This window comes from Neorhizobium descurainiae (assembly GCF_051400715.1).
In the GTDB taxonomy this organism is placed as follows: Bacteria; Pseudomonadota; Alphaproteobacteria; order Rhizobiales; family Rhizobiaceae; genus Neorhizobium.
In genome coordinates, this window is the sequence record NZ_JBLFFK010000003.1 from 97,371 (window position 1) to 120,194 (window position 22,824).

The window sequence follows — 22,824 nt, forward strand, 5'->3', positions numbered from 1 at the left end:
CGGCGGCCGCCGTCAGTACCGGTAGTCCTGGTCGTAATCCGTCGTCGAGCCGATGTTGATGTCGCCGAGCGTGCGGAAGCTCAGGCGTGCGCTGACGGTCCAGTCGTTGGCTGCCGTGTCCGAGGGTTTGTCCGTATAGGCGAGCGTGAAGATCGTGCACTCGTCCGCATAGCTGATGCCGATGCCGCGGCGGATCACGTCCTTTTCGGTGAGGTCCCAGGTGGCGGTGCCGGCGAGCGACCAATTCTCGTTGATCCGGAAGGACATGGAGTGCTTGAGCACGTCGGTCGCCTCGTCGGAACCGTATTCCGGCTGCTCGTCGACCTGGGTGTAGACGAGCGTGCCGCTGAGGCGCGGCGTGGTGTAGCCGAACGAGACGTCGGTGCGCTTCACCGCAAAGGTCTTTTCGTCGAAGCGGGTGTTGGTGGCGACCGTGAAGCCCTGCGGCAGGTCGATGGCCGCCATCGCGACATAGTCGGAAACGCTGGTTTCGAGACCGGAATTGGCGCCTGCCTGGACCAGATCCTCGGTGGCGAAGGAATTCCTCCCGGCGATCTGATAGGACTGGCCGAAAATGCCCCTCACACCGACGCCGTTCGCGAACGAGCCGGTGTAGCGCACGCCGACATTGGCGCGCGTGCCGCCCTCGACGCGGTCGAAGCCCGAGAACTTGTCGCGCTCGAAAAGGCTGGTCGCGTCGAAGACGAAGCTCTGGGCGTCCTCATTGGGCAGGCTCCCGGCCATCTGCTCGTCCGGACGGACGAAGATCTGGGCGATCGGCTCGATGATATGGCTGGTGTTCTCGGTGGTGAGCAGGACCGGATAGCGGGCTTCGAGCCCGGCGGTGACCATGTACCGGCCATTGCCGCCTTCCTCGAGGTCGCCCAGATAGACGCCCGGCGTGCCCGAACTCGTCGTCCTGATGCCGTCGCCGCGGGCGGCGAGGATCGGGGTCAGAAGCAGGCCGTCGAGCGCGTTGAAGGTCCGCTTCCATTCCGCTTCCGCGGTGAAGCGGCTGTAGCTGCCTTCAAGACCCGGGAAGCGGTCGGTCGTGCCCTCATGATACCAGTCGTCCTCCCGGCGGGAGAGATTGGTGATGTTGGCGGTGACCGAGAACTCGCCGCCGAGGATCGGCTCCGGCGCATAATAGCTGTAGTCGAGCGAGGGATAGACGACCGCCTGCTGCCTCTCGCGCGTGTTTTCGTCCGCGTCGTCCTGGACGTTGAAATAATAGCCGTGCAGGTCGAAGTAGTTCCGCGTCCCAAGCCCCGTCAGGTAGACGTCGTTGGTGAATATCTCGTTGTCGACGCCTTCGAGGTCGTAGGTCCGCGAGAAGTTGTTGTCGGTCTGCGCCATGACGTCCCAGCCGAAGGTCCAGCGGGGATTGATCTGGAACTCGCCCTTGGACGCGACCATGAAGCGGTTGTCCGTCCGGTCGCTGGTGTTGGGGTTGAAGGCGCCGGGGTCCTGCTGGTGGATGCCGGCGAAGCGGAACGTATGTTCGCCGTTGTCGAACCGGTTGCGGACTTCTCCCTCGATCAGCAGGCCCTGGCTCGAATAGTAGGTCGGGCTGATCGTCGCGTCCATGCTCGGCGAGAAGACATGGTAATAAGGCACCGTCACGCCGAAGCCGAGATTGTCGCTGGCGGAAAACCGCGGGAAGAGGAGGCCGGATTTGCGCTCGACGGTTTCGTCCGGCACCTCGATGGCGAAGGGCAGCCTGCCGAGCGGCAGTCCGAAAAGCTCGAACTGCGCGTTTTCCAGGCGGATCGTGTGGGTCTGGCCGTTGCGGATGACGCGTTCGGCCTTCACCTGCCAGAGCGGCGCCTTGCCCGGCGTGCGGGCGCAGGGAAGGCAGGCGGTGTAGACCGTATTGTTGAGCACCATCAGGTCGCCCTGCTGGCGCTCGGCGCTTTCCGCTGCCAGGCGGGTATTGTCGGTGGTCTCGACGCGAAGGGTGTTCAAAAAGCCTTCGCCGAAATCGTCGGTGACGTCGAGCTCGTCCGCATAGACGCGGGTTCCGCCCGGCTCGATCAGCTCGATATTGCCGGTCGCCATGACGCGGCCGGTCCGCTGGTCGTACTGAACGCGCTGCGCCACCATGCGGTAGCGGTTGTAATACATCTGCACGCCACCGGTGGCGGTGACCTGCTGGGCATCCTGGTTGTAGACGAGCTCGTTGGCGCGCAAGAGAAGCTTGGCGTCATCCGCGGCCGCGGGCGCAGGTACCAGGCTTTGCGCATGCACTGTCGTTGCCGATACGCCGAGAACGCATACAGACACACCTGTCAACAGGGCGGCGGCGAGCCGTCTTATGTTTTTGCGGTCACTTACCGCCACTAGCCATCCTCCTGGTGAAGCAGAATCGTCGTCCCCAACGCCGTCGCGACGATGACTGGAATCCAGACCGCCACGAGAGGCGGAATCGCCCCGCTGCTCCCGAATGCTTTGACAAGCACCGTGACGACATAAAGCACGAAGCCGGAAACTATTCCACCCAGAATCACCGACCGGGACTGGGCGAACCGGCTGAATTTTAACGAGACTGTTGCAGCAATGAGAGTCATGGCGACGAGCAGGACAGGCAGGGACAGCATGGAGTGATACTGCGTCTCGAGCGCCTTTGTGGATATGCCGAAAGATTTGCCGACCTCGATTTTTCTGGAAAGATCAAAAAACGCAACGGTTTCGGGCTGCGCCAGGCTCTCCTGGATATATTCCTGCTTCAAGTTGGTGCGAACCTGTGCGGTCTCGCGACGCACCGGAATTTCGCCCGGCCGGTTTTCCAGGACGTTGTTAAGCAGCCAGTAACCATCTTCCAATTTTGCGGTCTTGGCGTCCTGCCGCATGAGGACGCGGCCATCCTTGTCGAAGTGGAACGCGACCACGTCGATGAGGAAGGTTCCGTTCTCCTGATAGCTCTTGGCGCCGATGATCGTATCGTCGTCGCCGCTGATCTGGCGGATCCACGGAACGAACTTGGACGGGCGGCTGCGGTTGCTCGCCTCGCGCCAGCTCGCCTCCATGGAGGCCGATTCGCGCTGGCCCCAGGCGGCGAGCGGATTGACGACGAGAAGCGTGGCGAGGCCGATCAGGAAGGCGCCGGCGACGAAGGGGGAGATGAACTGCCAGACCGAGATGCCGGCCGCCCGCGTCACCACCAGTTCGTAGCGCCGGTTGAGCGCGATCAGCACCGTCATGCCGATGAAGAGGCTCAGCGTCGGGATGACCTGCTGCAGGATGGACGGCACGCGCATGGCTGTCATCGCGAGCCCGCCGTAAACGGTGTACCCGACGAAGCCCGACATGCGGCGGCTCGTCTCGCTGAAATCGGCGAGGAAGATGATGGCGCTGACGCCGAGCATGAACCAGAGCGCGGTGACGATGTAGCGGCGGAAGAAATACCGTCCGAGCGTCGAGAAGATCATGCCCCGCCTCCGCCCGAGCTGGGTTTGGGATCGAGGCGCCGCTGCACGCTGTTCGTCAGGCGCGAGATGCCGCGGGTGACGAAGGCAGGCGTCGAAAAATGCCGGTTGGTGGCGAGAAGATAGAGCGCGACCAGCGAACTGACGACAGGAACCGCATAGGGAAGCGGCGCATAAAGCGGATTGCGCTCGACGAGGTTGGTCGCCGAGAAGCCGAGCCATCGGATGATGAAGGCGAGGAACAGCGCATAGACCATCGGATGCACGCGCAACTGCCGGTGCGACCGGGTATTGCCGGCGATGACCAGCGAGATCAGCGCGAAGGTGATGGGGTAAAGCCAGTCGGAAAGGCGGCGGTGAAGCTCGGCCCGATAGGTATGCGGCGACTTCTGGTAGACCGGATCGTTGGGATCGGGGTTCAGCAGGAAGCCGAGGCTGCGGTCGGAGGAATATTGCGGCAGTCCGCCTTCCGATTTCGCCATGGCCGAAAGGTCGAAGGCATAGGAGACGAACTTGATGATCGAAATGCGCCCGTCGGCGGCTTTGCGGTGGACCTCGCCGTCGCGCATGGTCAGCGACGTGCCGCTTTCGTCGATCGATCCTTCGCGGGCGTAATAGATCAGGTCGAAATTGGGATCGCGGTAGTCGACGACGAACAGGCCCTTGAGGATGCGGCCGGAATGACGCTCCGAGATCTGCACGTAGAGCCCGTTCTCGATGCTGCGGAAGGTCTTTTCCTCGATCACGGAGGAGAGCAGGTCGGCGTAAGCCGCGGCGACCATCTGGCGGGCGGCGACGCGCGACGGCGGCTCGACGAAATTCGTCACCAGGAAGGAGAACAGGCTGAGCGCGATGCCGAGCATCAGCACCGGCCGGTAGATGATGCTGCGGGTGGCGCCGGCCGCGTCGATGACCGGCAGCTCCGAATCGTTGTTCATCGCCGTCAGCGTCTGAGTGATGCCGATGACGAGCGCAAACGGCAGGACGACCGGGATGATGGTGGGCAGGATATAGGTGGCAAGGGTCGCGAACGAGCCCATCGACTGGCCCGTGTCCGTGACCAGGTTGATGCGTCCGAGCACCTGGATGGTCCAGATGATGGTGAGCACCGGCAGGAGCGCCACCAGGAACATCTGGAAAATCCGGCGCAATATGTAGCGTTCGAGAAGCTTCATCCGGCCTAGACGTCTTGCATTTCTGTCATCCGGCGGGACGGCATTGCTGCCGCCTTCCGGGATGAGGGTTGCGCTTATCTAAGCGATTGGCGCGGCGTTTGCGACAGGGCCGGCGTCACAAATTTGTTTGCGGATTCAGTTTTCTTCGCGGCTGTGACATTTCGAAACATGCCGCCACGCCGGCATAGATCACCAGCGACGACAGCCAGCCGAGTGTTACGTCGGACAGGTAATGGCCGCCGAAGGAAGTCCTGAGCGCCGGCGAGATGAGCGATATGACGATCAGCGGCGGGCCGAGCACCGGGCGGAGCGGTTTCGGCAGGAGCACGATCAGGCAGGCCAGCCAGCCGGCGCCGGCGGCCTCTCCGGAAACAAAGGAGCAGTTGCCGTCGCAGGCTCCCTGGAAATCGCCGGCCGGCATGAAAACGTCCCTGCCGCCGAAGAGATCGGTCTGATGGGGGCGAGGACGGTCGGAAACCTCTTTCAGGATCATGTTCACCAGAACGAGGGGGCCGAGCAGGAAGGCCGTCAGGGCGATCGAACAGTCGCGCGTCTTGCGCCGGCAATAGGTGGCGCCGTGATGCTGGGAATTGGCGATCAGGCGGCAGAGGAGATAAAGCGCGATCACCGGAGGCAGGTAGAAGAGCGCGCGCCGGATCACGACGAAGGCCGCTTGCGTGCCGTAGGGAAAGCTGCCGCAGATCCGGACCTCGGCGGAGGGGCTGCCGCATGCCGCTTCTATGAAGAAAGCGTCCGCCGTCCACAGATCGAGCTGCGGAAAGAGATGGAAGATCGCGAGGAGCAGCCACCATGCCCCCATCAGCGCGACGAACCACCCCCAGGGTCTCGAAAAGAACTGCCTCGTGGTCACAGGCCGAATCTGGGGCAGGGATAGGGCATTCGACATCGATGGGTGCCTGAAGCTCGGACGGAAACCTGATCAGCCCCGGGGCCGCGATGAGCCCGGGCGTCCTTTGCTTCGCATGGCAGTGTGAAGGGCATTTGATGATCTCGTGTCGCCGGTATGTCATCCGTGTGTCGGAATTTCATCGTGATCGCGGCGTTTTCTCTTTCCCTTGCGTTCGCTGCCGAAACGGCGATGATCGCCGTTCGTCTCGAAAAGCCTTCTGGAGTCGCAATGTCCCTGAAATTCGATATCTCCTTCGCCAAGTCCGCCAGGATCGATGGCGGCCTTGCCATTCAGCTCAAGCTTGCCGGCGACGGACCGGCGGCGGGTGCGGCGGAAGCCGATCCGGCCGGGATCGTGGCGAGAGCCTCCGAAATAGGCAGATTTTCCGGCAAGCCCATGACGGTGCTCGACATCATCGCCCCGCAGGGTTCGCCGGCCGACCGGCTGATGGTGCTGGGCCTCGGCAAGGCGGATGCGCTGACGGCCTACGACTGGCTGAAGGCAGGCGGCGTTGCGGCAGCCTCCGTCAGATCGATGAGCAAGGTGGCGATTTTCCTGGATGCCCCGGGCCTGACGGTCGACGGCGCGCAGGCGGCCGATTTCGCGCTCGGCATGCTGCTGCGCGCCTATGGTTTCGATGCCTACAAGACGAAGAAGGGCGACGACGAGGACAAGGCACCGAAGACGGTGAAGGTGACGATCGTCACCGCCGCACATGCGGCAGCCAAGAAGGCTTTCGCCGAATCGGAAGCGATCGCCGGCGGCGTCCTCCTGGCGCGCGACCTCGTCAACCTGCCGCCCAACGTGCTCGGTCCGGTCGAGTTCGCCGACAAGGCGAAGGAGCTCGAAAAGCTCGGCGTCGAGGTGGACATCCTCACCGAGAAGGAAATGAAAAAGCTCGGCATGGGCGCGCTGCTCGGCGTGGCGCAGGGCTCGGCCCGGCCGCCGCGGCTCGCCGTCATGCACTGGAAGGGCGGCAAGGCGAAGGATGCGCCGGTCGCCTTCATCGGCAAGGGGGTCGTCTTCGACACCGGCGGCATTTCGATCAAGCCCGGCGCCGGCATGGAGGACATGAAGGGCGATATGGGCGGGGCCGCCGCCGTCACCGGCCTCATCCACACGCTCGCCGCCCGCAAGGCCAAGGCCAACGTCGTCGGCATCATCGGCCTTGTCGAGAACATGCCGGACGGCAACGCGCAGCGTCCGGGCGACATCGTCACCACCATGTCCGGCCAGACGATCGAGATCATCAACACCGATGCGGAAGGCCGGCTCGTGCTCGCCGATGCGCTCTTTTACTGCAACGAGCGCTTCAAGCCCCGCTTCATGATCAATCTCGCGACGCTGACGGGTGCGATCATGGTGGCGCTCGGCAACCTGCATGCCGGCCTTTTTTCCAACGACGACACGCTCGCCGGCCAATTGACGGCGGCCGGCGAGGTGACTGGCGAGCGTCTGTGGCGCATGCCGCTCGGCAAGGATTACGACAAGATGATCGATTCCAAGTTCGCCGACATGAAGAACACCGGCGGGCGCTACGCCGGTTCGATCACCGCCGCCCAGCTTTTGAAGCGCTTTGTCGGGGAAACGCCCTGGGCGCATCTCGACATCGCCGGCACGGCGATGAATTCGCCCGCCAGCGAGATCAATCAGTCCTGGGGTTCGGGTTACGGCGTCCGGCTGCTGGACGAATTGGTTCGCGCGCACTACGAAGGCCGATGACCGAAGTTCTCTTCTATCACCTGACCGAGTCCAAGCTCGAGGACGCCCTGCCGGCGCTCCTGGAAAAGAGCGTCGAGCGCGGCTGGAAGGTGGTCGTGCAGACAAACGAGGAGGCGCGGCGGGATTTTCTCGACGCGCATCTGTGGACCTTCCGCGAGGACAGCTTTCTTCCGCACGGCACCGCCGCCACGCCGATGGCCGACGCCCAGCCGGTGCTCCTGACCGCCGACGCCGGAAACCGCAACGGCGCGAACGTGCGGTTTCTGGTGGACGGCGCCGAGCCGCCGCCGGTGGCCGACTATGAGCGGATCGTCTTCATGTTCGACGGCTACGACGCCGCCCAGCTCGAAGGCGCCCGCGCCCAGTGGAAGAGGCTCAAGGGCGAAGGACATGCGCTGACCTACTGGCAGCAGTCGGAAGAGGGGCGCTGGGTGAAGAAGGCCTGAAGCCTGTCGCGCAAGGTGCTCCGGCGGTTTGCGGCACCGAAACGCGCCACAAGCTCAGGCAAGGTCCGTTTGGACGAAATCCTCGCCGATATAGAGCAGGGGAGTGCCTGCCTCCCTGGCGCCGGCATAACTGAAGCAATCGCCGAAATTCAGCTTTGCCGGATGCCGGCCCTTGCCGTACCGGGCGAAGGCATCCACCGCTGAAAAGGCCGTTTCGGATGAGGCAGGAAGCACCTGAATGCCGAAACGTTCGATAAAACGTCGGATCAGGAGCTTGGTTTCCTCTGGCTGTCTGACGAGCCGCGTCGTCAGTACCGTTGCAGCTTCATAGAGGACGGTGGGACCGGTGACGACGGCCGGGCTACCGGCCATGCGGTCAAGCAATTCGTCCGCCCTTTGGCCATCGATCAATATCTCGACGATAGCCGAACTATCGATGAACATCGTTCTCGCCCCACATCTCGTCCAGGAACGCTTTCTCGTCGAAACGCTCCAAAGATTCATACGGAGGCAGGTTGAACTCTTTTCTCAATTGATCAAGCCGCTCTCTCAGAGGACGTTTCGGTGCTTTTTCGACCTCTGCCGGCTCCTTCTCTACCACGCGTTCCAGAGCCTGCCGGATTGCGTCCGTCTTGGTCGGGGCGTTTAGAATTTTCTGTGCCTGCTCGGCGAGCTCGTCGAGCTTCGGGTCAGTGATATGAAGGGCCATGGCAACGCCTCTTGGGAGTACGCCTTGAACATAGTGTATCTCCGGCAAAGGGACAACCTGAGGGCAGGGTGCCTCCGGTCGCGCTGATGCGTCAATCTTTCATAATTGTCTGACGCAGGAAGCTGTGGCCCATGGCCTGTCGCTCCGCCATTTCGGTCGTATCGCCCGCGCCGCCATGACCGCCGGAGCCATATTCCCGGAAGAACGGTTCATGTCCCTCGTCCAGAAGCCGCTTGGCGAAGCGGCGGGCGTGCGAAGGATGCACGCGGTCGTCGTTGGTCGAGCTTTCGACATAGACCGGCGGATAGGTGATTTCGCTCGCCGGCTTCACCTGATGCAGAGGCGAATAAGACAACATGTAATCGAGCTCGTCGGCCACTTCGGGGTTGCCGTACTCGTCCATCCACGCCTTGCCCGAGGGAAACAGATGGAAGCGTGACATGTCGATCACCGGCACGGAGGTCCACACCGCGCCGAAATCTTCCGGATAGCGGGTCAGCATTACCGACGTGAGCAAGCCGCCATTGCTGCCGCCGTTGCAGGCAATGCGTGCCGGCTTGGTATAGCCACGCTTCACGAGATCGCGGGCGACAGCGACGAAATCCTCGAAGGCCTTGTGGCGGCCTTTTCCCTTGGCGGTCGTATGCCAGTCGGGGCCGAGTTCCCCGCCGCCGCGAATGTATGCCTGCACGAAGGCGCCGCCTTGCCCGAGCCACAGCCCGTAGGCGCCGGAATAGACGGGCGACAGCGGCACCGCAAATCCGCCGTAGCCGTACATCAGCACCGGCAGCTCGCCCTTCGCCCAGGTTTTCGGAAACACGATGTGATAGGGCACCTTCGTGCCGTCTTCCGAAGTCGCCTCCAGAAGTTCGGAGCGCATGCCTTCGGCGTCGAAATAGGCGGGCGACGAGCCGGCCGGAATGAGTTCCGGCTTCGTGCTGCGGTCGGTGAGGTCGAGGCGGTAGGCGCTGGAAGGGAGAAGAAAACCCTGACCGACGACGGTAAGGATTTCCTCGCCGAGCGTCAGGTCGGCATCGAGCAGGCGGAAGCTGACGGTCTGCAAGCCGGCCGGCAGCGGCAATTCCTGCGGTTCCGCATCCGGCCTCGTCAGGTCGATGAGGAAGAGCTTCGGCATCATCCGGTCGCGGACCACGAATACGGCCCAGGTCTTCAGCAGTGCGAATTGCGAAACCGACTGCCCCTCCCTGGGGGCGAAGAGCACGCGGGCCTTGCCGAGCGGTTCGGAGGCGAAGGGGGCAAAATCCTGCAGGATAAGGCTGCCGCTCGGATAACGCTCCTCGGTCTTCGCCCGCCACAGAACATGGCTGTGGTTGTAGTCGATGTCCGATTCCGTCGGCAGGTCGAGACGGCGAAGGTTTCCGCCGGCGTCCCGTACCTCGTAACTCGCCTTCCCGATGTCGTGGACGGCTGTGAATATCTCGATCGGCCGTTCGTTCGGCGCACCGCCCCAATAGAGCGGATCGATGATGCCGCCCATGCCCGTGACATCGTCCTTGCCGGCTTCGTATAGGATAGGGGCATTCTTCGGATCGACGCCGCGCCGGAGGCGCCGGCCGACGCGCGGCCAGCCGGAGCGGGTGGCGGAGAATTCGTCGACCGAGCCGAAATAGGCGATCTCGTCGGGACCGAGCCAGGCGGCATGGGCCCGCGCCGGCGGCGTATCGAAGCCGCCCTCCACGATCGTCTTCGTTTCCGTGTCGAATTCCAGGAGCCGCAACTGATCGGAGCCGCCGTCGGACAGGATCAGCAGCACGCGCGTCGGCTCGTATGGGGAGGTGATCGCGCCGGAATAGATCCAGCGCTTGCCTTCCTGTCTGCAGAAAGCGTCGACATCGAAGACGGTTTCCCAGGGGGCGTCCGGGCGAGGCTCCTGGTCGGCGGGCAGGCGGCGCCAGATGCCGAGCGGATTGTTTTTCGAACGGTGGAAATCGAACAGCCACCTGCCGCGCCGCGTCGGCACGATCAGCCGGTCCTCGCGCTCGATCATCGCTTTCAGGACGTCACGGTCCTTCTCGAATTCCGGCGTCCTGAACCGGCGGTCGGAATGTTCGTTGCGTTCGGCAACGAAGGCGATCGTCTTCGGGTCGTCGTCGGTTTCGAGAAAAAGGTCCATGAAAAGGGCATCCTCTGGTGGTTGGAAGCCCTTACCTAGGCATGGCGGAGGGGCGGGACAACCGGTGCTTCCATCAATCCGGAATGATGTGCCAGAGCTTTGATCTGCTCCACCGTCATGCTCGGGCCTGTCCCGAGCATCTGCGACGGTTCGATTTGTCGCTCCGTGTTTAGATCCTCGGCACGAGGCCGAGGATGACGATCGTGAGCGCGGAAGTCCGCGTTAACCCGCCATCGCTTCCTCATACTCCGCCGAAAGCATCAGCCATTCCTCTTCCGCCGCGGCGAGCTTGGCGGCCGCTTCGCCGCGTTCCTTGGCCTTGCTCGCTGCCTTGGTAGGCGACTTGTCGTAGAGCGCCGGGTCCGCAAGCTCTTTATCAAGCGCCTCTATCTGCTTCTCAAGCTTTGCCGTCACGGATTCGATTTCATTGATCTTTTTCCTGAGCGGCGCGAGCGAGGCGCGCTTTTCGGCATTCACCTTGCGCTGTTCGGATTTCGAGGCCGGCTCCTCGGAGGCCTGCGGCTTCTCGTCCTTCCTGCGGCCGGACGAGACGATCAGGTCGCGATACTCGTCGAGATCGCCTTCGAACGCTTTGACCGTGCCCTCGTTGACCAGCCACAGCCGGTCGACGGTCGCCTCGATCAGGTGCCGGTCGTGGGAAATCAGGATGACGGCGCCGTCGTAATCGTTGAGCGCCTCGATCAGCGCCCGGCGGCTGTCGATGTCGAGATGGTTGGTGGGCTCGTCGAGGATCAGCAGGTTCGGCGCGTGGAAGGCGGCAAGCCCCATGAGGAGACGCGCCTTCTCGCCGCCTGAGAGGTCCTTGGCGGCGGTCGCCATCTTTTCGGTCGCAAGCCCCATCTGCGCCACGCGGGCGCGCACCTGCGCCTCGGGGGCCTGCGGCATCAGCCGGCGGACGTGGTCGACCGGCGTTTCGTTGGGGATCAGGTCGTCGAGCTGATGCTGGGCGAAGAAGCCGATCTTCAAACCGGCGGCACGCTTCATCTCGCCGCTTTCGGCATCGAGGCGGCCGGAGATGAGCTTTGCGAAGGTGGACTTGCCGTTGCCGTTCGAGCCGAGCAGCGCGATGCGGTCGTCGTTGTCGATCCTGAGGGTGATGTTCTTGAGGATCGGCTTGCCCGGCATATACCCGACCGCGCCCTTGGAGATCGCGACGATCGGCGAGGCGGGCTGCTTCTCGGGCTCCGGGAAGGTGATCGGCTGGACATGGTCTTCGATGACCGCAGCGACGGTGCCCATGCGCTCCAGCGCCTTGATGCGGCTCTGCGCCTGCCTTGCCTTGGAGGCCTTGTAGCGGAAGCGGTCGATATAGCTCTGGATGTGTTTACGGGCGGCGTCGCTCTTTGCCTTCGCCTTCATCTGCAATTCGTCGGCCTCGGCCTTCTGCCGCTCGAACTGGTCGTAGCCGCCCCGATAGAAGGTCAGTTTTTGCCTATCGAGATGGACGATGGCGTTGACGGCGTTGTTCAGGAGGTCGCGGTCGTGGCTGATGACGATGACCGTATGCGGATAGCGCCGCACGTAATCTTCGAGCCACATCGTGCCTTCGAGGTCGAGATAGTTGGTCGGCTCGTCGAGGAGAAGCAGGTCCGGTTCGGCAAAAAGAACCGCCGCGAGCGCCACGCGCATGCGCCAGCCGCCGGAGAAGGAGGAGGCGGGACGATGCTGTGCCTCGTGGTCGAAGCCGAGGCCGGCGAGGATGCTCGCCGCGCGCGCTTCGGCCGAATGGGCGTCGATGTCCACCAGCCGCATCTGGATTTCGGCGATCCGGTGCGGATCGGTTGCCGTTTCGGCTTCGGCGAGAAGTGCGGTGCGCTCCTTGTCGGCCGAAAGCACGATGGAGATCAGCGATTCCTCCGTGCCCGGTGCCTCCTGCGCCACCTGGCCGATGCGGGCGTTCTTCGGAATGGTGACCGAACCGCTTTCGGCGGCGAGATCGCCGGTGATCACCCGGAAGAGCGTCGACTTGCCGGCGCCGTTGCGGCCCACGAGCCCGGCCTTCGTGCCCGCCGGAAGCGTCACGCTGGCATTGTCGAGGAGAAGGCGCCCGGCGACGCGGGCGGAAAGGTCGGTGATCGTGATCATGGCCGCGGTTTTGGCCGAAACTCACCGTGAAGGCAAGACGCCGGCGGGCATCCGTCGCCATGAGATACGCGCGGAGGACTAGCCCCGGGATTCGTGGGGCACGAAGAGGGCGGGACGGCCGTTCGCCTTCGACAGGTCCAGTGCAGCCGTCGCCTGCAGGCGCAATTGCTGCGGAGAGAACGCGTCCCGCGTCAGCGCCACGCCGATCGAAAGACCCAGCGTCGCGCTCGCCCGGTCGGAGGCGGCGAAGACGAGGTTGTCGGCGATCGAGGCATTGAGCCGGTCGGCGATCGGATACACGCTGTCGCCCTCGACGGCCTGGAACAGGAAGGCGAAGTCACCGCCGCCGATGCGCGCCACGAAGTCGTGTTTCTTGACGGCCTTGCGGAAGATCGTGGCGGCCTTCTTCACGATGCGGTTGGCCGCCGGCCCGCCATAGGTGCGGGCCAAATCCCCGAGATCCGTGATCGTGACCAGAAAAAGCGCGGTGCCGCGGTCATCCGCCGGAGACGCGTAGAGCGCCTCCAGGCGCTCGGCAAGCGCGGCATGGTTCGGCAGCGAAGTGAGCCGGTCGCGCAGGGTGACCGAACGGGCGGCGGCGGTCCTTTGCTCCGCGTTGACGAGACGGTCGACGCCGGCCCGAAGGGCTGCCTCCAGTTCCGTTTCGGCCACCACGGCGTCCGAGAGGGAGACGCTCAGATATTCGATCTCGGCGAGAATATCGCCCGGGCCTGCGTCGCTGTCCTCACGGAGACTGCGGGCGACGGCTTCCAGAACGCGGGTGAAGCCCTGTTTCTGCGTCACGCCGCTTGCCATCTTTTCGCGGAGTTCCAGAAGCAGCTTGATCTCCTGGTCGCGCGACCTCGGCGTGGCGAGTGCGACGAAGCCCGGCAATTGATGCCGGATGCCGATCTCGTCGAGCATTGCCTGCGACGGCGCGGCCGGCAGAGCCAGCACGTCGCGGGAAAGCGCCGCATCGGAACCCGACAGGGCCTCGTGAAAAAGTTCGTAATTGCGCGGCAGGCCGCTCACCTCCAGCCTCGCCATCTGCTGGCTCACCATCTGCAGGTTCCGGTCCCACGCCCTCTTGCTGGTTTCGCCCGCCATGTTCGTTCCCTGGGGTCTAATCGGTTTGTTCGATATTGCGGCAACCTATCGGCGATCGTCCTTTAACATCTGCTGAAAAGCGGCAATTCGCCCGGTGTTACGGTTAAAAAGGCATTACGGGTTAAGAGAAGGTGCAGGCGTTTCCGGAATGCCATCCATGAATTTTCCTGACTGGATTTGACGGCGGATTTGCCTCCATTATCTGCGCCCGAACATCAGGAGCTGACATGACCCGCATCCTCTATTCGCTCTGCGGCGCCGACGAGAGCCGCCCTTTCTCTCCCCATTGCTGGAAGGTGGTGCTGGCGCTGCGCCACAAGCAGCTCGACTTCGTCGAAAAGCCGACGCCCTTTACGGAAATCCCGAGCCTGGAGAACGGGTTCTCGAAGACGGTGCCGATTTTGAGGGACGGCAACGAGCTCATCCGCGACAGTTTCGACATCGCGCTTTACCTGGAGGAGACCTATCCCGACCGGCCGACGCTCTTCGGCGGCGAGGGCGGCAAGGCGCTGTCGCGCTTCGTCGAGCGCTTTTCGCAGACCATCATCCATCCGGCGATCGTCAACATCGCCGTCGCCGACATTCATGACATGCTGGGCGAAACCGATCAGGTCTATTTCCGCAAGACCCGTGAAGCCTTTCTCGGCAGGACGCTGGAAGAGGTGAAGGCCGGACGCGACGCGGAGATCGCCGCCTTCGCGGCCAAGCTGGAACCGGTGCGGCAGACCCTGAAATATCAGGAGTTTCTCGGCGGCGACGGGCCGCTCTTCGCCGATTACATCCTCTTCGGCGCGCTGCAGTGGATGCGCATCACCGCAGGCTCCAAGGTCTTCGCCGACGACGATCCGGTGGCCTCGTGGTTCGAGCGTTGCCTCGACCTGCACGACGCGACCGGCCGCCGTGTGACAGCCGCGTGAAATTGCCGGAACCCCCTTGTTTCCGGCGGAAGGGGCGGGTAAAGACCGCCCACTTTCCCTCTTGGAAACAAAGGATAGAACAATGGCGATTGAACGCACGTTTTCGATGATCAAGCCGGATGCCACCAAGCGCAACCTGACCGGCGCCATCACCAAGGTATTTGAAGACAATGGCCTGCGCGTCATCGCTTCCAAGCGCGTCTGGATGAGCAAGCGCGAAGCCGAAGGTTTTTATGCCGTCCACAAGGACCGCCCCTTCTTCGGCGAGCTCGTCGAAGGCATGACCTCCGGCCCGACCGTCGTCCAGGTCCTGGAAGGCGAGAACGCCATCCTGAAGAACCGCGAGATCATGGGCGCCACCAACCCGGCAAACGCCGCCGAGGGCACCATCCGCAAGACCTTCGCCCTGTCGATCGGCGAAAACTCCGTCCACGGCTCGGACGCTCCGGAAACCGCCGTCCAGGAAATCGCTTACTGGTTCTCCGAAACCGAGATCGTCGGCTGATCGCCGAAGGCAGCGATTGAACAAGAAAGCCGGGGTTCTGCCCCGGCTTTTCAGCTTGTTGACGAACCTTCCGTCCTACTCGGCGTCATCCTCGGCCTTGTGCCGAGGATCTATAAACGTCGATGGTTTGCAGATGCTCGGGACAGGCCCGAGCATGACGAAAGAGAAGTTTTCGCCTTTGTCAGCAATCTGAAAAGCCGAAGCCGGGGTTCTGCCCCGGCTTTTTTGTTAGCAAAGCTGGAAGCTTTTGCCTTCCTCTGTGGAGGCGGGACGGTGCGGCATACTGATCTCCCCCCTTGAGGGGGAGATGCCCGGCAGGGCAGAGGGGGGCTGCGGCATACTCTTCTGCCGTTGAGTTCGTGGCGCCACCCCCCTCTGTCACCTTCGGTGACATCTCCCCCTCAAGGGGGGAGATCGGCGGGAGTTTGCCGCGCCGCTTCTGATCCCGAAGATGGTCTCACCGACCACACGCTGGGGAAGAGGGAGTTTCACGCCGGACAGTTGTCTTCCTTGCCGTAATCCGCCCTGCCGTCGGCGCGAAAGACTTCCGGGTTCGGCGTATAGAGAGGCCCGACCACGAGCGGCTTCGACGGCATGACGGTCTGGTCCACGTCGGACGTGATGCTCGTTTCGATCGTCTGCAGCGGCTTTTCACCGGCGTCGACCAGGCGGATCTTGACCGAATACGGCCGGTCCTTCTTCACGCATTTGAGGTTCGGGCTTTGCAGCACGATCTTTTCCATGACCGGGAAAAGCTTCTGCCGTACCACGAGCGGCGCGCCACCCTCAGGGTTCTCGAACTCGGCTTCCGCGTAGGCGCCTTCCGGCAAGGGCGCAGTCTTGCGCAGCGTGACGAGATAGTTCGCCGTAGCCACGCGGTAGTTGAAGACGAATATCCGGCCTGAGAGCTCGGCGAATTTTCCCTCCGCCTCCCGCTGGCAGGAGGCCAGCACGACCAGGGCAAGGCCGCAGGCCAGGAGCCGGCGCATCATGACGCGGCCTCCTTCTTCTTCCGGTGGTAATGGCGGCTGGCTTTGACTCGGTTGCCGCAGACGGCCATGTCGCACCACGCGCGGCTGCGGTTCCGGCTGCGGTCGATGAACAGCCAGCCGCAATTGCCGCAGATTTTCAGCCGCGCGATTTCCTCCTCCGCCAAAAGCCTCAATGCCGAATGGGCGGTCGCCGCTTCGAGCGACCCTTCTTCCGTCTGGCGCAGGATGGCGGCCGCGGCTTCGAGAAAATCGGCGAGCAATCCATGGGTGTCATCCCTGAGGACACGGGCGCGAAAATAGCGGTCGATCGCCTCGCGCAGTGCGAGGAAAGGCGCGCGGTTCCCCGGCCGCACCGGCGCCGGCTCGCCGAACAGGGCGCGTTCGGCCGAGAATTGCTTTGCAGCCCTGGGAAAGGCGTCCATCTGTTCGGGTTCGGCGAAACGGTCGATGCTGCGCCCGGGATCGGAACGCAGGACGACGCTGTTGGCGACGTCCAGCGCCAGCGCGCCGCCGGCGAAACGATGCGGGGTCCAGGAAAAGCTCATGGACGGGATTATAACTGGCAAAACTCAATTGACCAGTTATATTCGAAGCTGTTGACCGGAGAGCCGATGGCCTATCTGCTGCAGCAACTGGCGAATGCGGTTCCGCTGGCGGCGCTCTATGCGGCGCTCGCCTTCGGGTATTCGATCGCCTTCGCGGTGACGAAACGGGCCGATATCACCTACGGCGCGATCTTCGCCTTTTCCGGCCATATCTATCTGCTCTTCGCCCATATGGGCTGGGACAGGTTCTGGCTGGTCCTGCCGGCAGCACTCGGCCTCGGCGCGACGGCGGCGCTTCTGGGCGGCGTCGGGGCAGGGGTGACGGTCGGGCAGTTCGTCATGCGGCCGCTCGCGAAGATCTCGCCGAACGCAATGATCGTCGCTTCGCTCGGCGTGCTGATGGTGCTGATGGAAGGCGCGCGGCTCGCTTCCGGCACGCGCGAGCTCTGGCTGCCGCCTTTCCTCAACGGGGTGGTCGTCTTCTGGCGCGGCGAGGGGTTTCCGGTGACCCTGACGCTGATCCAGCTCGTCAATGTCGCCGTGATGCTGGCGATGATCGGCGCGGGTCATCTGGTGCTGGCCCGTACCCATTGGGGCCGCATGTGGCGGGCGGTCGCCGACGATCCGCTGGCGGCGGAACTCTCCGGCACCGATGCCTCCCGCGTCTTCGTGACGGCCTATGCCTCCGCGGCGCTCTTCGCCTCGGTCTGCGGCGTGCTGGCGACCTCCCATTACGGCACGATGGATTTCGGCGCCGGCCTGCTGTTCGGGCTGAAAGTGGTGCTGATCGCCGCAGCCGGCGGCCATTCCCATCCGCTCCGTTCGGCGGCAGGTGCTGCTGTGATCGGCTTCGCGGAGACGCTGTGGAGCGGTTACGGCCCGATCGTCTGGCGCGACCTTCTGATCGTCTCTGTTCTTGTCGCGGTGCTGGTGATGAGCCGGCGGGAGAGGGTGGTGCCGTAACGGTTTGGATTTCAGCGTCCCAGAGGCTGGATTTCGTCGCTCTGATTAGCTAAGTTAGCTAGATGTAATGGCTTAAACCAGCCAAGGAAAGTCCCCATGCAAGTCACGATCCATGCTGCCAAGACCAATCTGTCGAAGCTCATCGAGCTGGCGAAAGCCGGCGAGGAAGTCGTCATCGCGAAGGGAAAGGTCCCTGTTGCCAGGATCGTGCCGATCCCGCAGACGAGGTTCATGATCGGGTTGCTGAAGGACAAGGTCGAGCCCGGAGGTCCTGATTTCTTCGAGTCGATGGCTGAGGAAGAATTGGGCCTGTGGGAAGGCAAGGATTGACCGCGATCTTGCTCGACACCCATGCCTGGGCCTGGTCCCTGACCGGCGACGAGCGCCTGTCCGAGAGGGCGGTTGCCGCGATTCTTGAGGCGGATGCCGTGCTTGTGAGCCCGATCAGCTTTTTCGAAATCGGCCAAAAGGTGCGCCTCGGCAAATGGCCGCAGATGACGCCTTATGTCGACGGTCTGCCGGCACTGCTCGAAGAACAGGGCGGCAGGGTGGCGGCGCTTGCGCCGCAAATCTGTTTGGAGGGTGCCATGATGGCCTGGGACCATCGCGATCCTTTTGACAGGCTTCTGGCAGCAAGCGCGCTGCATTACTCTGTGCCGCTGATATCCGCCGATGAGATCTTCGATACGCTTCCCGGCTTGAGCCGCCTCTGGTGACGTCCCGACCTTAGACCATCAGCGCCACTTGTCCCGCGCCCTGTCGTCGGCATCCCTGGCTGCGACCCAATCGCCCGCGGTGCCGTCGGTGCCGTGTTCCTTCTTCCAGAAGGGCGCCGAGGTCTTCAAAAAATCCATCATGAAACCGGCGCCGTCGAAAGCGGCCTGCCGATGGGGTGCGGCGGCCACGACCAGTACGATGTTTTCGCCCGGCTGGATCTTGCCGTAACGGTGCACGGCGGTGAGGCCTAGGAGCGAGAAGCGCTCGATGGCGAGCTCGGCGATGCGGCGCATCTCCGCCTCCGCCATGCCGGGATAATGTTCGAGCTCCAGCGCCGAAAGCTGGCCCTGTTCGTCGCGGCAGAGGCCGGAGAAGGTGACGACCGCGCCGATATCCTTGCGGCCGGACGTGAGCGCGTCGATTTCGGCTTGCAGGTCGAAATCGGCCGACTGGACGCGGATGGTGGGGGCAATTTTCGATAGCGTCATACGCGACCTCCTCTTCTCCCCTGCGGGGAGAAGGTGGCCCGAAGGGCCGGATGAGGGGGGCGAAGCCACGGTGGGGACCGAAGCGTTTGCCTCATGTACACCCCCTCATCGCTTCGCATTCGCTCGGCACTTCTCCCCGCTGGGGAAAAGACGGGCGCACCATCGCTGGCTCCGAACCCAGGCATCTCACCCTCCGGTCATCGGCGGAAATATCCCGATCTCCCGTGCGCCGGCAATCTTTTCGTCGTGCTCCACATGCTCCTGGTTGATCGCGACGCGGATCACGTCCGGGTATTGAAGTGCGTTCTCGTATTCCTCGCCCAGGGTCTTGAGGTGATTCAGCAAATCGCGCACGGTGACGACGCCTGCCGGCAGGTCGATTTCCTCCTCCGGCTTGCCGATCCGCTCGCGCACCCAGGCGAAGTAGACGAGTTTCGTGGTCATTCCTCATCCGCCAGATGTTTCAGGCCCGCTTTGAAATAGTCGTAGCCGGTGTAGAAGGTCAGGATCGCCGCGATCCACAGCAGCGTGATGCCGAGCTCGGTGATATAGGGCACGATCTTGTCGCCCGCCGGGCCGGCGAGCAGGAAGGCGATCGCCACCATCTGGATCGTCGTCTTCCATTTGGCGATGCGCGTCACCGGCACGGAGACCTTCAGCGCCGCGAGATATTCCCGCAGCCCCGAGACGAGGATTTCGCGGCACAATATGGTGATCGCCGCCCAGAGCGACCATCCGGCGATCGTCCCGTCGGCGGCCATAAGGAGCAGTACCGAGGCGACCAGCAGCTTGTCGGCGATCGGGTCCAGCATGCGGCCGATATTCGACGTCTGGTTCCAGATGCGGGCCAGATACCCGTCGAGATAGTCGGTGATCGAGGCGACGACGAAGATCGTCAGCCCCGTCCAGCGGGCGAAATCCGAGCTTTCCAGCCGGCCTTCGATGAAGAAGCACAGCACGATCACCGGCACGGCCAGGATGCGCGCATAGGTGAGCAGGTTCGGGATGTTGTATGCGCGGGAAGCCATGGACGACCTATTGCGATGTTTGCCTCTAGTTGAAACTTTGAGGCCCCAGCGTCAACATGTTCCCGCGGCTTTTTTGCAGCGGATTGCGGCAGCCTGTCCACGACGACTTTTTTGAACTTCTTCCTTCTTGCCCCTTACCCTAGCTCTCTCCCCGCTGTGGCGGGGAGAGGGAACATGCCATACGCAGCGTCGAGAGAGGAAACGGTACGGCATATCCCTTCTCCCCGCGTGCGGGGAGAAGGGGGCCGCAGCCGGATGAGGGGCAACAGGCGGGGCGAACCCGGCCCTTCGCTTTGGGCTCAGGGCGTTCGTCATTCGAAACGATTCACTGGATCGTTTCGTCGGCTGCGCCGACCATTCCTCACCCCGCCCGGCTCTCGTGAAAGTGATTGTAGATCTGCTTCGCGACGGCCTCGGAAATGCCCTCCACCGCCATGAGGTCGGTCAGCCCCGCGCGGGATACGGCTTTCGCCGTGCCGAAATGCTGCAACAGCTTGCGCTTGCGGCCAGGCCCGATGCCGGAAATCTCGTCGAGCGGGTTCCTGACCATTTCCTTCTTGCGCCGCGCGCGGTGCGAGCCGATCGCGAAACGGTGCGCCTCGTCGCGCAGCCGCTGGATGAAATAGAGAACCGGATCGCGCGGCGGCAGGGAGAAATCGCTTTTGCCGTCGGCAAAGAAACGCTCGCGGCCGGCATCGCGGTCGACGCCCTTGGCTACCCCGATCGCGGTGACGACATCGCGGATGCCGAGTTCGTCGAGGATGGCGCGCACCGCCGTCATCTGACCCTGGCCGCCGTCGATCAGGATCACGTCCGGCCAGGAGGGGAAAGAAGAGTCGGAGAAGGCGGCATCGTTGATATCGTCGCTTTCGGCGGTCGCCGGCTGATGGGCGCTGCGGTCCGGAAGGCCCTCTTCCTTGATGAGCCGCGAGAAGCGGCGGGTCATCACCTCGCGCATCATGCCGAAGTCGTCGCCGGGGGTGATGTCGGTCGATTTGATGTTGAATTTGCGGTACTGGCTCTTCACGAAGCCTTCCGGCCCCGCCACGACCATGCCGCCCACGGCATTGGTGCCCATGATGTGCGAGTTGTCGTAGATCTCGATGCGGCGCGGTGCATAAGGAAGGCCGAAGGTCTCGGCGAAGCCCTGCAGGAGCCGCGCCTGCGACGAGGTCTCCGCCAGCTTGCGCCCATGCGCCTCGCGGGCGTTGGCGAGCACGTGGTCGACGAGGTCCCTCTTCTCGCCGCGCTGGGGCACGGAGATCGCCACCCTGTGGCCGGCCTTTTCGGAAAGGGCCTGGGCCAGCAGTTCCTGTTCCTCGACGGTCTCGGAAAGCAGGATCTGCTTCGGCACCGGCTTGTCGTCGTAGAATTGGGCAAGGAAGGCGTTGAGCACTTCCGCGCCCGAAAGCTGCGGGTCGGCCTTCGGGAAATAGGCGCGGTTGCCCCAGTTCTGGCCGGTGCGGAAGAAGAAGACCTGGATGCAGGAAAGCCCGCCCTCGTGATGGATGGCGAAGACATCCGCCTCCTCGACGCCGGCGGGATTGATGCCTTGATGGCTCTGGACATGGGAGAGCGCCGCAAGCCGGTCGCGATAGACGGCGGCGCGCTCGAAATCGAGGTCTTCTGAGGCTTCCGCCATCTGGCCCGCGATCGCGGATTTCACGTTCTGGCTCTTGCCGGAGAGGAAATCCTTCGCCTCGCGCACGAGGCCGGCATAGTCCTCGTCGCTGATCTCGTGGGTGCAGGGGCCGGAACAGCGCTTGATCTGGAAGAGCAGACAGGGCCGGGTGCGCGTCTCGAAGACGCTGTCGGTGCAGGTGCGCAGCAGGAAGGCCCGCTGCAGCGAATTGATGGTGCGGCCGACCGCGGCGGCGGATGCGAAGGGACCGAAATAGTCGCCCCTGCGGGCGCGCGCGCCGCGATGCTTGAAGATGGCGGGCGCCCGGTGGTCGCCGGTGATCAGAATATAAGGAAAGGATTTGTCGTCGCGCAGAAGCACGTTGAAGCGCGGGCGCAGGCGCTTGATGAGGTTGGCCTCGAGCAGCAGCGCCTCGGTCTCCGTCCGCGTCGTGACGAATTCCATATGGGTCGTTTCCCGCACCATCCGGGCGATGCGGTTGGAATGGACGCGGCCCTGTGCGTAATTGCCGACGCGCTTCTTGAGGCTGCGGGCCTTGCCGACATAGAGCACGTCGCCCGCTTCGTTGAACATGCGGTAGACGCCCGGCCCGTTCGGCAGGTGCTTTACGAACTCGGCGATGAGCTCGGCGCCCTTCAGCCCCGTCTCGTTCTTGAGAGCCTCGTTCCAGTCGATCGACGCGGCCGGGCCCTCGGCCGGCTCGCTAAGGAGCGCGTCGTCGTCGTCATCCTCGGTCTCGTCGTAGAGAACGCCGCCGTCGGGCAGCTTCGTTCCGTTCATTCCAAAGTCTCCGCCAGAGCCGGCTCGGAATCGGGCTTGCCGAAGCCGGGAACTGGCCATCATCGATTCGAATCATGGGCCGCTGATCGGCCGCTTGTCAAAGATTGAGGGCAACGCGGGCCGGATTCCCTAGCCGCGGGCCGCTGCCGCAGACATAGTGACTCGGGGCCGATTTTGAAAGCCGGAACAGGATTTCCGGATCGTCCGGAAAATTCCCGCCGTGCCGCGCCTGTTTTGAGGCAAAATTTGGGCAGAATGCCTCATCGAGGTGGTCTCTTTCCGGCGCTACTGCTCGGAAACGTTTATTTCGTATGTCTAAAGCTCTCGGCGCGTGTGGCGGGCGCCAGCCTTTTTCTTGAGATATAAGTCGAGGCAGGAAAATAGGGGATGGATTGGTTGATGGAAGAAATATATTGATAAAGATATTCTTCCATATTAAAGAGTAACCGGTGAAGATGAAAATATTTTTATTTGAAGTAAGGGCCCCTTAAGGTTAATGAAATACCTGTTGCG

22 protein-coding genes are annotated in these 22,824 nt (G+C 63.2%); 7 read left to right on the top strand and 15 right to left on the bottom strand.

Going from position 1 to position 22,824, the window contains the following annotated elements:
• Positions 1-12: 12 nt before the first annotated feature.
• The 4 genes from ACMGE0_RS07145 to ACMGE0_RS07160 all read right to left on the bottom strand — a co-directional run bounded on the left by ACMGE0_RS07145 (position 13) and on the right by ACMGE0_RS07160 (position 5,471).
• On the bottom strand, positions 13-2,340 hold the full coding sequence (locus ACMGE0_RS07145; RefSeq protein ID WP_436815182.1) for an LPS-assembly protein LptD: 2,328 nt from the start codon (positions 2,338-2,340) through the stop codon (positions 13-15).
• Positions 2,340-3,428 carry an LPS export ABC transporter permease LptG gene (lptG, locus tag ACMGE0_RS07150; RefSeq protein WP_436815183.1) on the bottom strand — a complete coding sequence of 363 codons (1,089 nt, stop codon included), beginning with the start codon at positions 3,426-3,428 and terminating at the stop codon, positions 2,340-2,342. Before lptG ends, ACMGE0_RS07145 begins: the two co-directional genes overlap by 1 nt.
• On the bottom strand, positions 3,425-4,600 hold the full coding sequence (gene lptF, locus ACMGE0_RS07155; protein WP_436815184.1) for an LPS export ABC transporter permease LptF: 1,176 nt from the start codon (positions 4,598-4,600) through the stop codon (positions 3,425-3,427). Before lptF ends, lptG begins: the two co-directional genes overlap by 4 nt.
• A gap of 115 nt (positions 4,601-4,715) precedes the next feature.
• Positions 4,716-5,471 carry a phosphatase PAP2 family protein gene (locus ACMGE0_RS07160; RefSeq protein ID WP_436815185.1) on the bottom strand — a complete coding sequence of 252 codons (756 nt, stop codon included), beginning with the start codon at positions 5,469-5,471 and terminating at the stop codon, positions 4,716-4,718.
• A gap of 267 nt (positions 5,472-5,738) precedes the next feature.
• Here ACMGE0_RS07160 and ACMGE0_RS07165 point away from each other — a divergent pair, with 267 nt between their 5' ends.
• On the top strand, positions 5,739-7,232 hold the full coding sequence (locus ACMGE0_RS07165; RefSeq protein ID WP_436815186.1) for a leucyl aminopeptidase: 1,494 nt from the start codon (positions 5,739-5,741) through the stop codon (positions 7,230-7,232).
• Positions 7,229-7,678, top strand: a complete 450-nt coding sequence (locus ACMGE0_RS07170) for a DNA polymerase III subunit chi (RefSeq protein WP_436815187.1) — start codon at positions 7,229-7,231, stop codon at positions 7,676-7,678. The genes ACMGE0_RS07165 and ACMGE0_RS07170 overlap by 4 nt, the downstream gene beginning before the upstream one ends.
• A gap of 54 nt (positions 7,679-7,732) precedes the next feature.
• On the opposite strand, the gene ACMGE0_RS07175 is transcribed toward ACMGE0_RS07170, so the two are convergent.
• The 5 genes from ACMGE0_RS07175 to ACMGE0_RS07195 form a co-directional block, all read right to left on the bottom strand.
• Complete coding sequence (locus ACMGE0_RS07175; protein ID WP_436815188.1) at positions 7,733-8,122, bottom strand: type II toxin-antitoxin system VapC family toxin; 390 nt, start codon at positions 8,120-8,122, stop codon at positions 7,733-7,735.
• Positions 8,109-8,387 carry a type II toxin-antitoxin system VapB family antitoxin gene (locus tag ACMGE0_RS07180; RefSeq protein WP_436815189.1) on the bottom strand — a complete coding sequence of 93 codons (279 nt, stop codon included), beginning with the start codon at positions 8,385-8,387 and terminating at the stop codon, positions 8,109-8,111. The genes ACMGE0_RS07175 and ACMGE0_RS07180 overlap by 14 nt, the downstream gene beginning before the upstream one ends.
• A gap of 91 nt (positions 8,388-8,478) precedes the next feature.
• On the bottom strand, positions 8,479-10,521 hold the full coding sequence (locus ACMGE0_RS07185) for a prolyl oligopeptidase family serine peptidase (RefSeq protein ID WP_436815190.1): 2,043 nt from the start codon (positions 10,519-10,521) through the stop codon (positions 8,479-8,481).
• Between the two features lie 222 nt (positions 10,522-10,743).
• Positions 10,744-12,627, bottom strand: coding sequence for an ABC-F family ATP-binding cassette domain-containing protein (locus ACMGE0_RS07190; protein WP_436815191.1), 1,884 nt, complete (start codon positions 12,625-12,627; stop codon positions 10,744-10,746).
• 78 nt (positions 12,628-12,705) lie between these two features.
• Complete coding sequence (locus ACMGE0_RS07195) at positions 12,706-13,734, bottom strand: GGDEF domain-containing protein (RefSeq protein ID WP_436815192.1); 1,029 nt, start codon at positions 13,732-13,734, stop codon at positions 12,706-12,708.
• Between the two features lie 227 nt (positions 13,735-13,961).
• Here ACMGE0_RS07195 and ACMGE0_RS07200 point away from each other — a divergent pair, with 227 nt between their 5' ends.
• Together ACMGE0_RS07200 and ndk are read left to right on the top strand one after the other, a co-directional pair.
• Positions 13,962-14,651 carry a glutathione S-transferase family protein gene (locus ACMGE0_RS07200; protein ID WP_436815193.1) on the top strand — a complete coding sequence of 230 codons (690 nt, stop codon included), beginning with the start codon at positions 13,962-13,964 and terminating at the stop codon, positions 14,649-14,651.
• An 82-nt stretch (positions 14,652-14,733) separates the two neighbouring features.
• Positions 14,734-15,156: a nucleoside-diphosphate kinase gene (gene ndk / locus ACMGE0_RS07205; RefSeq protein WP_085422928.1), complete on the top strand. Its 423-nt coding sequence runs from the start codon at positions 14,734-14,736 to the stop codon at positions 15,154-15,156.
• A 488-nt stretch (positions 15,157-15,644) separates the two neighbouring features.
• Here ndk and ACMGE0_RS07210 read toward each other — a convergent pair whose 3' ends face one another.
• On the bottom strand, positions 15,645-16,148 hold the full coding sequence (locus ACMGE0_RS07210) for a hypothetical protein (RefSeq protein ID WP_436815194.1): 504 nt from the start codon (positions 16,146-16,148) through the stop codon (positions 15,645-15,647).
• A complete protein-coding gene (locus tag ACMGE0_RS07215) occupies positions 16,145-16,693 on the bottom strand; it encodes a CGNR zinc finger domain-containing protein (RefSeq protein ID WP_436815195.1) in 549 nt (182 codons plus the stop codon). Before ACMGE0_RS07215 ends, ACMGE0_RS07210 begins: the two co-directional genes overlap by 4 nt.
• 66 nt (positions 16,694-16,759) lie before the next feature.
• Here ACMGE0_RS07215 and ACMGE0_RS07220 point away from each other — a divergent pair, with 66 nt between their 5' ends.
• The 3 genes from ACMGE0_RS07220 (at position 16,760) to ACMGE0_RS07230 (ending at position 18,372) form a co-directional block, all read left to right on the top strand.
• Positions 16,760-17,656 carry a branched-chain amino acid ABC transporter permease gene (locus tag ACMGE0_RS07220; RefSeq protein ID WP_436815196.1) on the top strand — a complete coding sequence of 299 codons (897 nt, stop codon included), beginning with the start codon at positions 16,760-16,762 and terminating at the stop codon, positions 17,654-17,656.
• Between the two features lie 96 nt (positions 17,657-17,752).
• Positions 17,753-17,986, top strand: coding sequence for a type II toxin-antitoxin system Phd/YefM family antitoxin (locus ACMGE0_RS07225; RefSeq protein WP_436815197.1), 234 nt, complete (start codon positions 17,753-17,755; stop codon positions 17,984-17,986).
• Positions 17,983-18,372, top strand: a complete 390-nt coding sequence (locus ACMGE0_RS07230) for a type II toxin-antitoxin system VapC family toxin (protein ID WP_436815198.1) — start codon at positions 17,983-17,985, stop codon at positions 18,370-18,372. Before ACMGE0_RS07225 ends, ACMGE0_RS07230 begins: the two co-directional genes overlap by 4 nt.
• An 18-nt stretch (positions 18,373-18,390) precedes the next feature.
• On the opposite strand, the gene ACMGE0_RS07235 is transcribed toward ACMGE0_RS07230, so the two are convergent.
• The 4 genes from ACMGE0_RS07235 to uvrC all read right to left on the bottom strand — a co-directional run bounded on the left by ACMGE0_RS07235 (position 18,391) and on the right by uvrC (position 22,311).
• On the bottom strand, positions 18,391-18,861 hold the full coding sequence (locus ACMGE0_RS07235; RefSeq protein WP_436815199.1) for a molybdenum cofactor biosynthesis protein MoaE: 471 nt from the start codon (positions 18,859-18,861) through the stop codon (positions 18,391-18,393).
• A gap of 186 nt (positions 18,862-19,047) precedes the next feature.
• Positions 19,048-19,305: a molybdopterin converting factor subunit 1 gene (moaD, locus tag ACMGE0_RS07240; RefSeq protein ID WP_436815200.1), complete on the bottom strand. Its 258-nt coding sequence runs from the start codon at positions 19,303-19,305 to the stop codon at positions 19,048-19,050.
• On the bottom strand, positions 19,302-19,889 hold the full coding sequence (gene pgsA, locus ACMGE0_RS07245) for a CDP-diacylglycerol--glycerol-3-phosphate 3-phosphatidyltransferase (protein WP_436815201.1): 588 nt from the start codon (positions 19,887-19,889) through the stop codon (positions 19,302-19,304). Before pgsA ends, moaD begins: the two co-directional genes overlap by 4 nt.
• 361 nt (positions 19,890-20,250) lie before the next feature.
• Positions 20,251-22,311, bottom strand: a complete 2,061-nt coding sequence (gene uvrC / locus ACMGE0_RS07250) for an excinuclease ABC subunit UvrC (RefSeq protein WP_436815202.1) — start codon at positions 22,309-22,311, stop codon at positions 20,251-20,253.
• Positions 22,312-22,824: the final 513 nt, after the last annotated feature.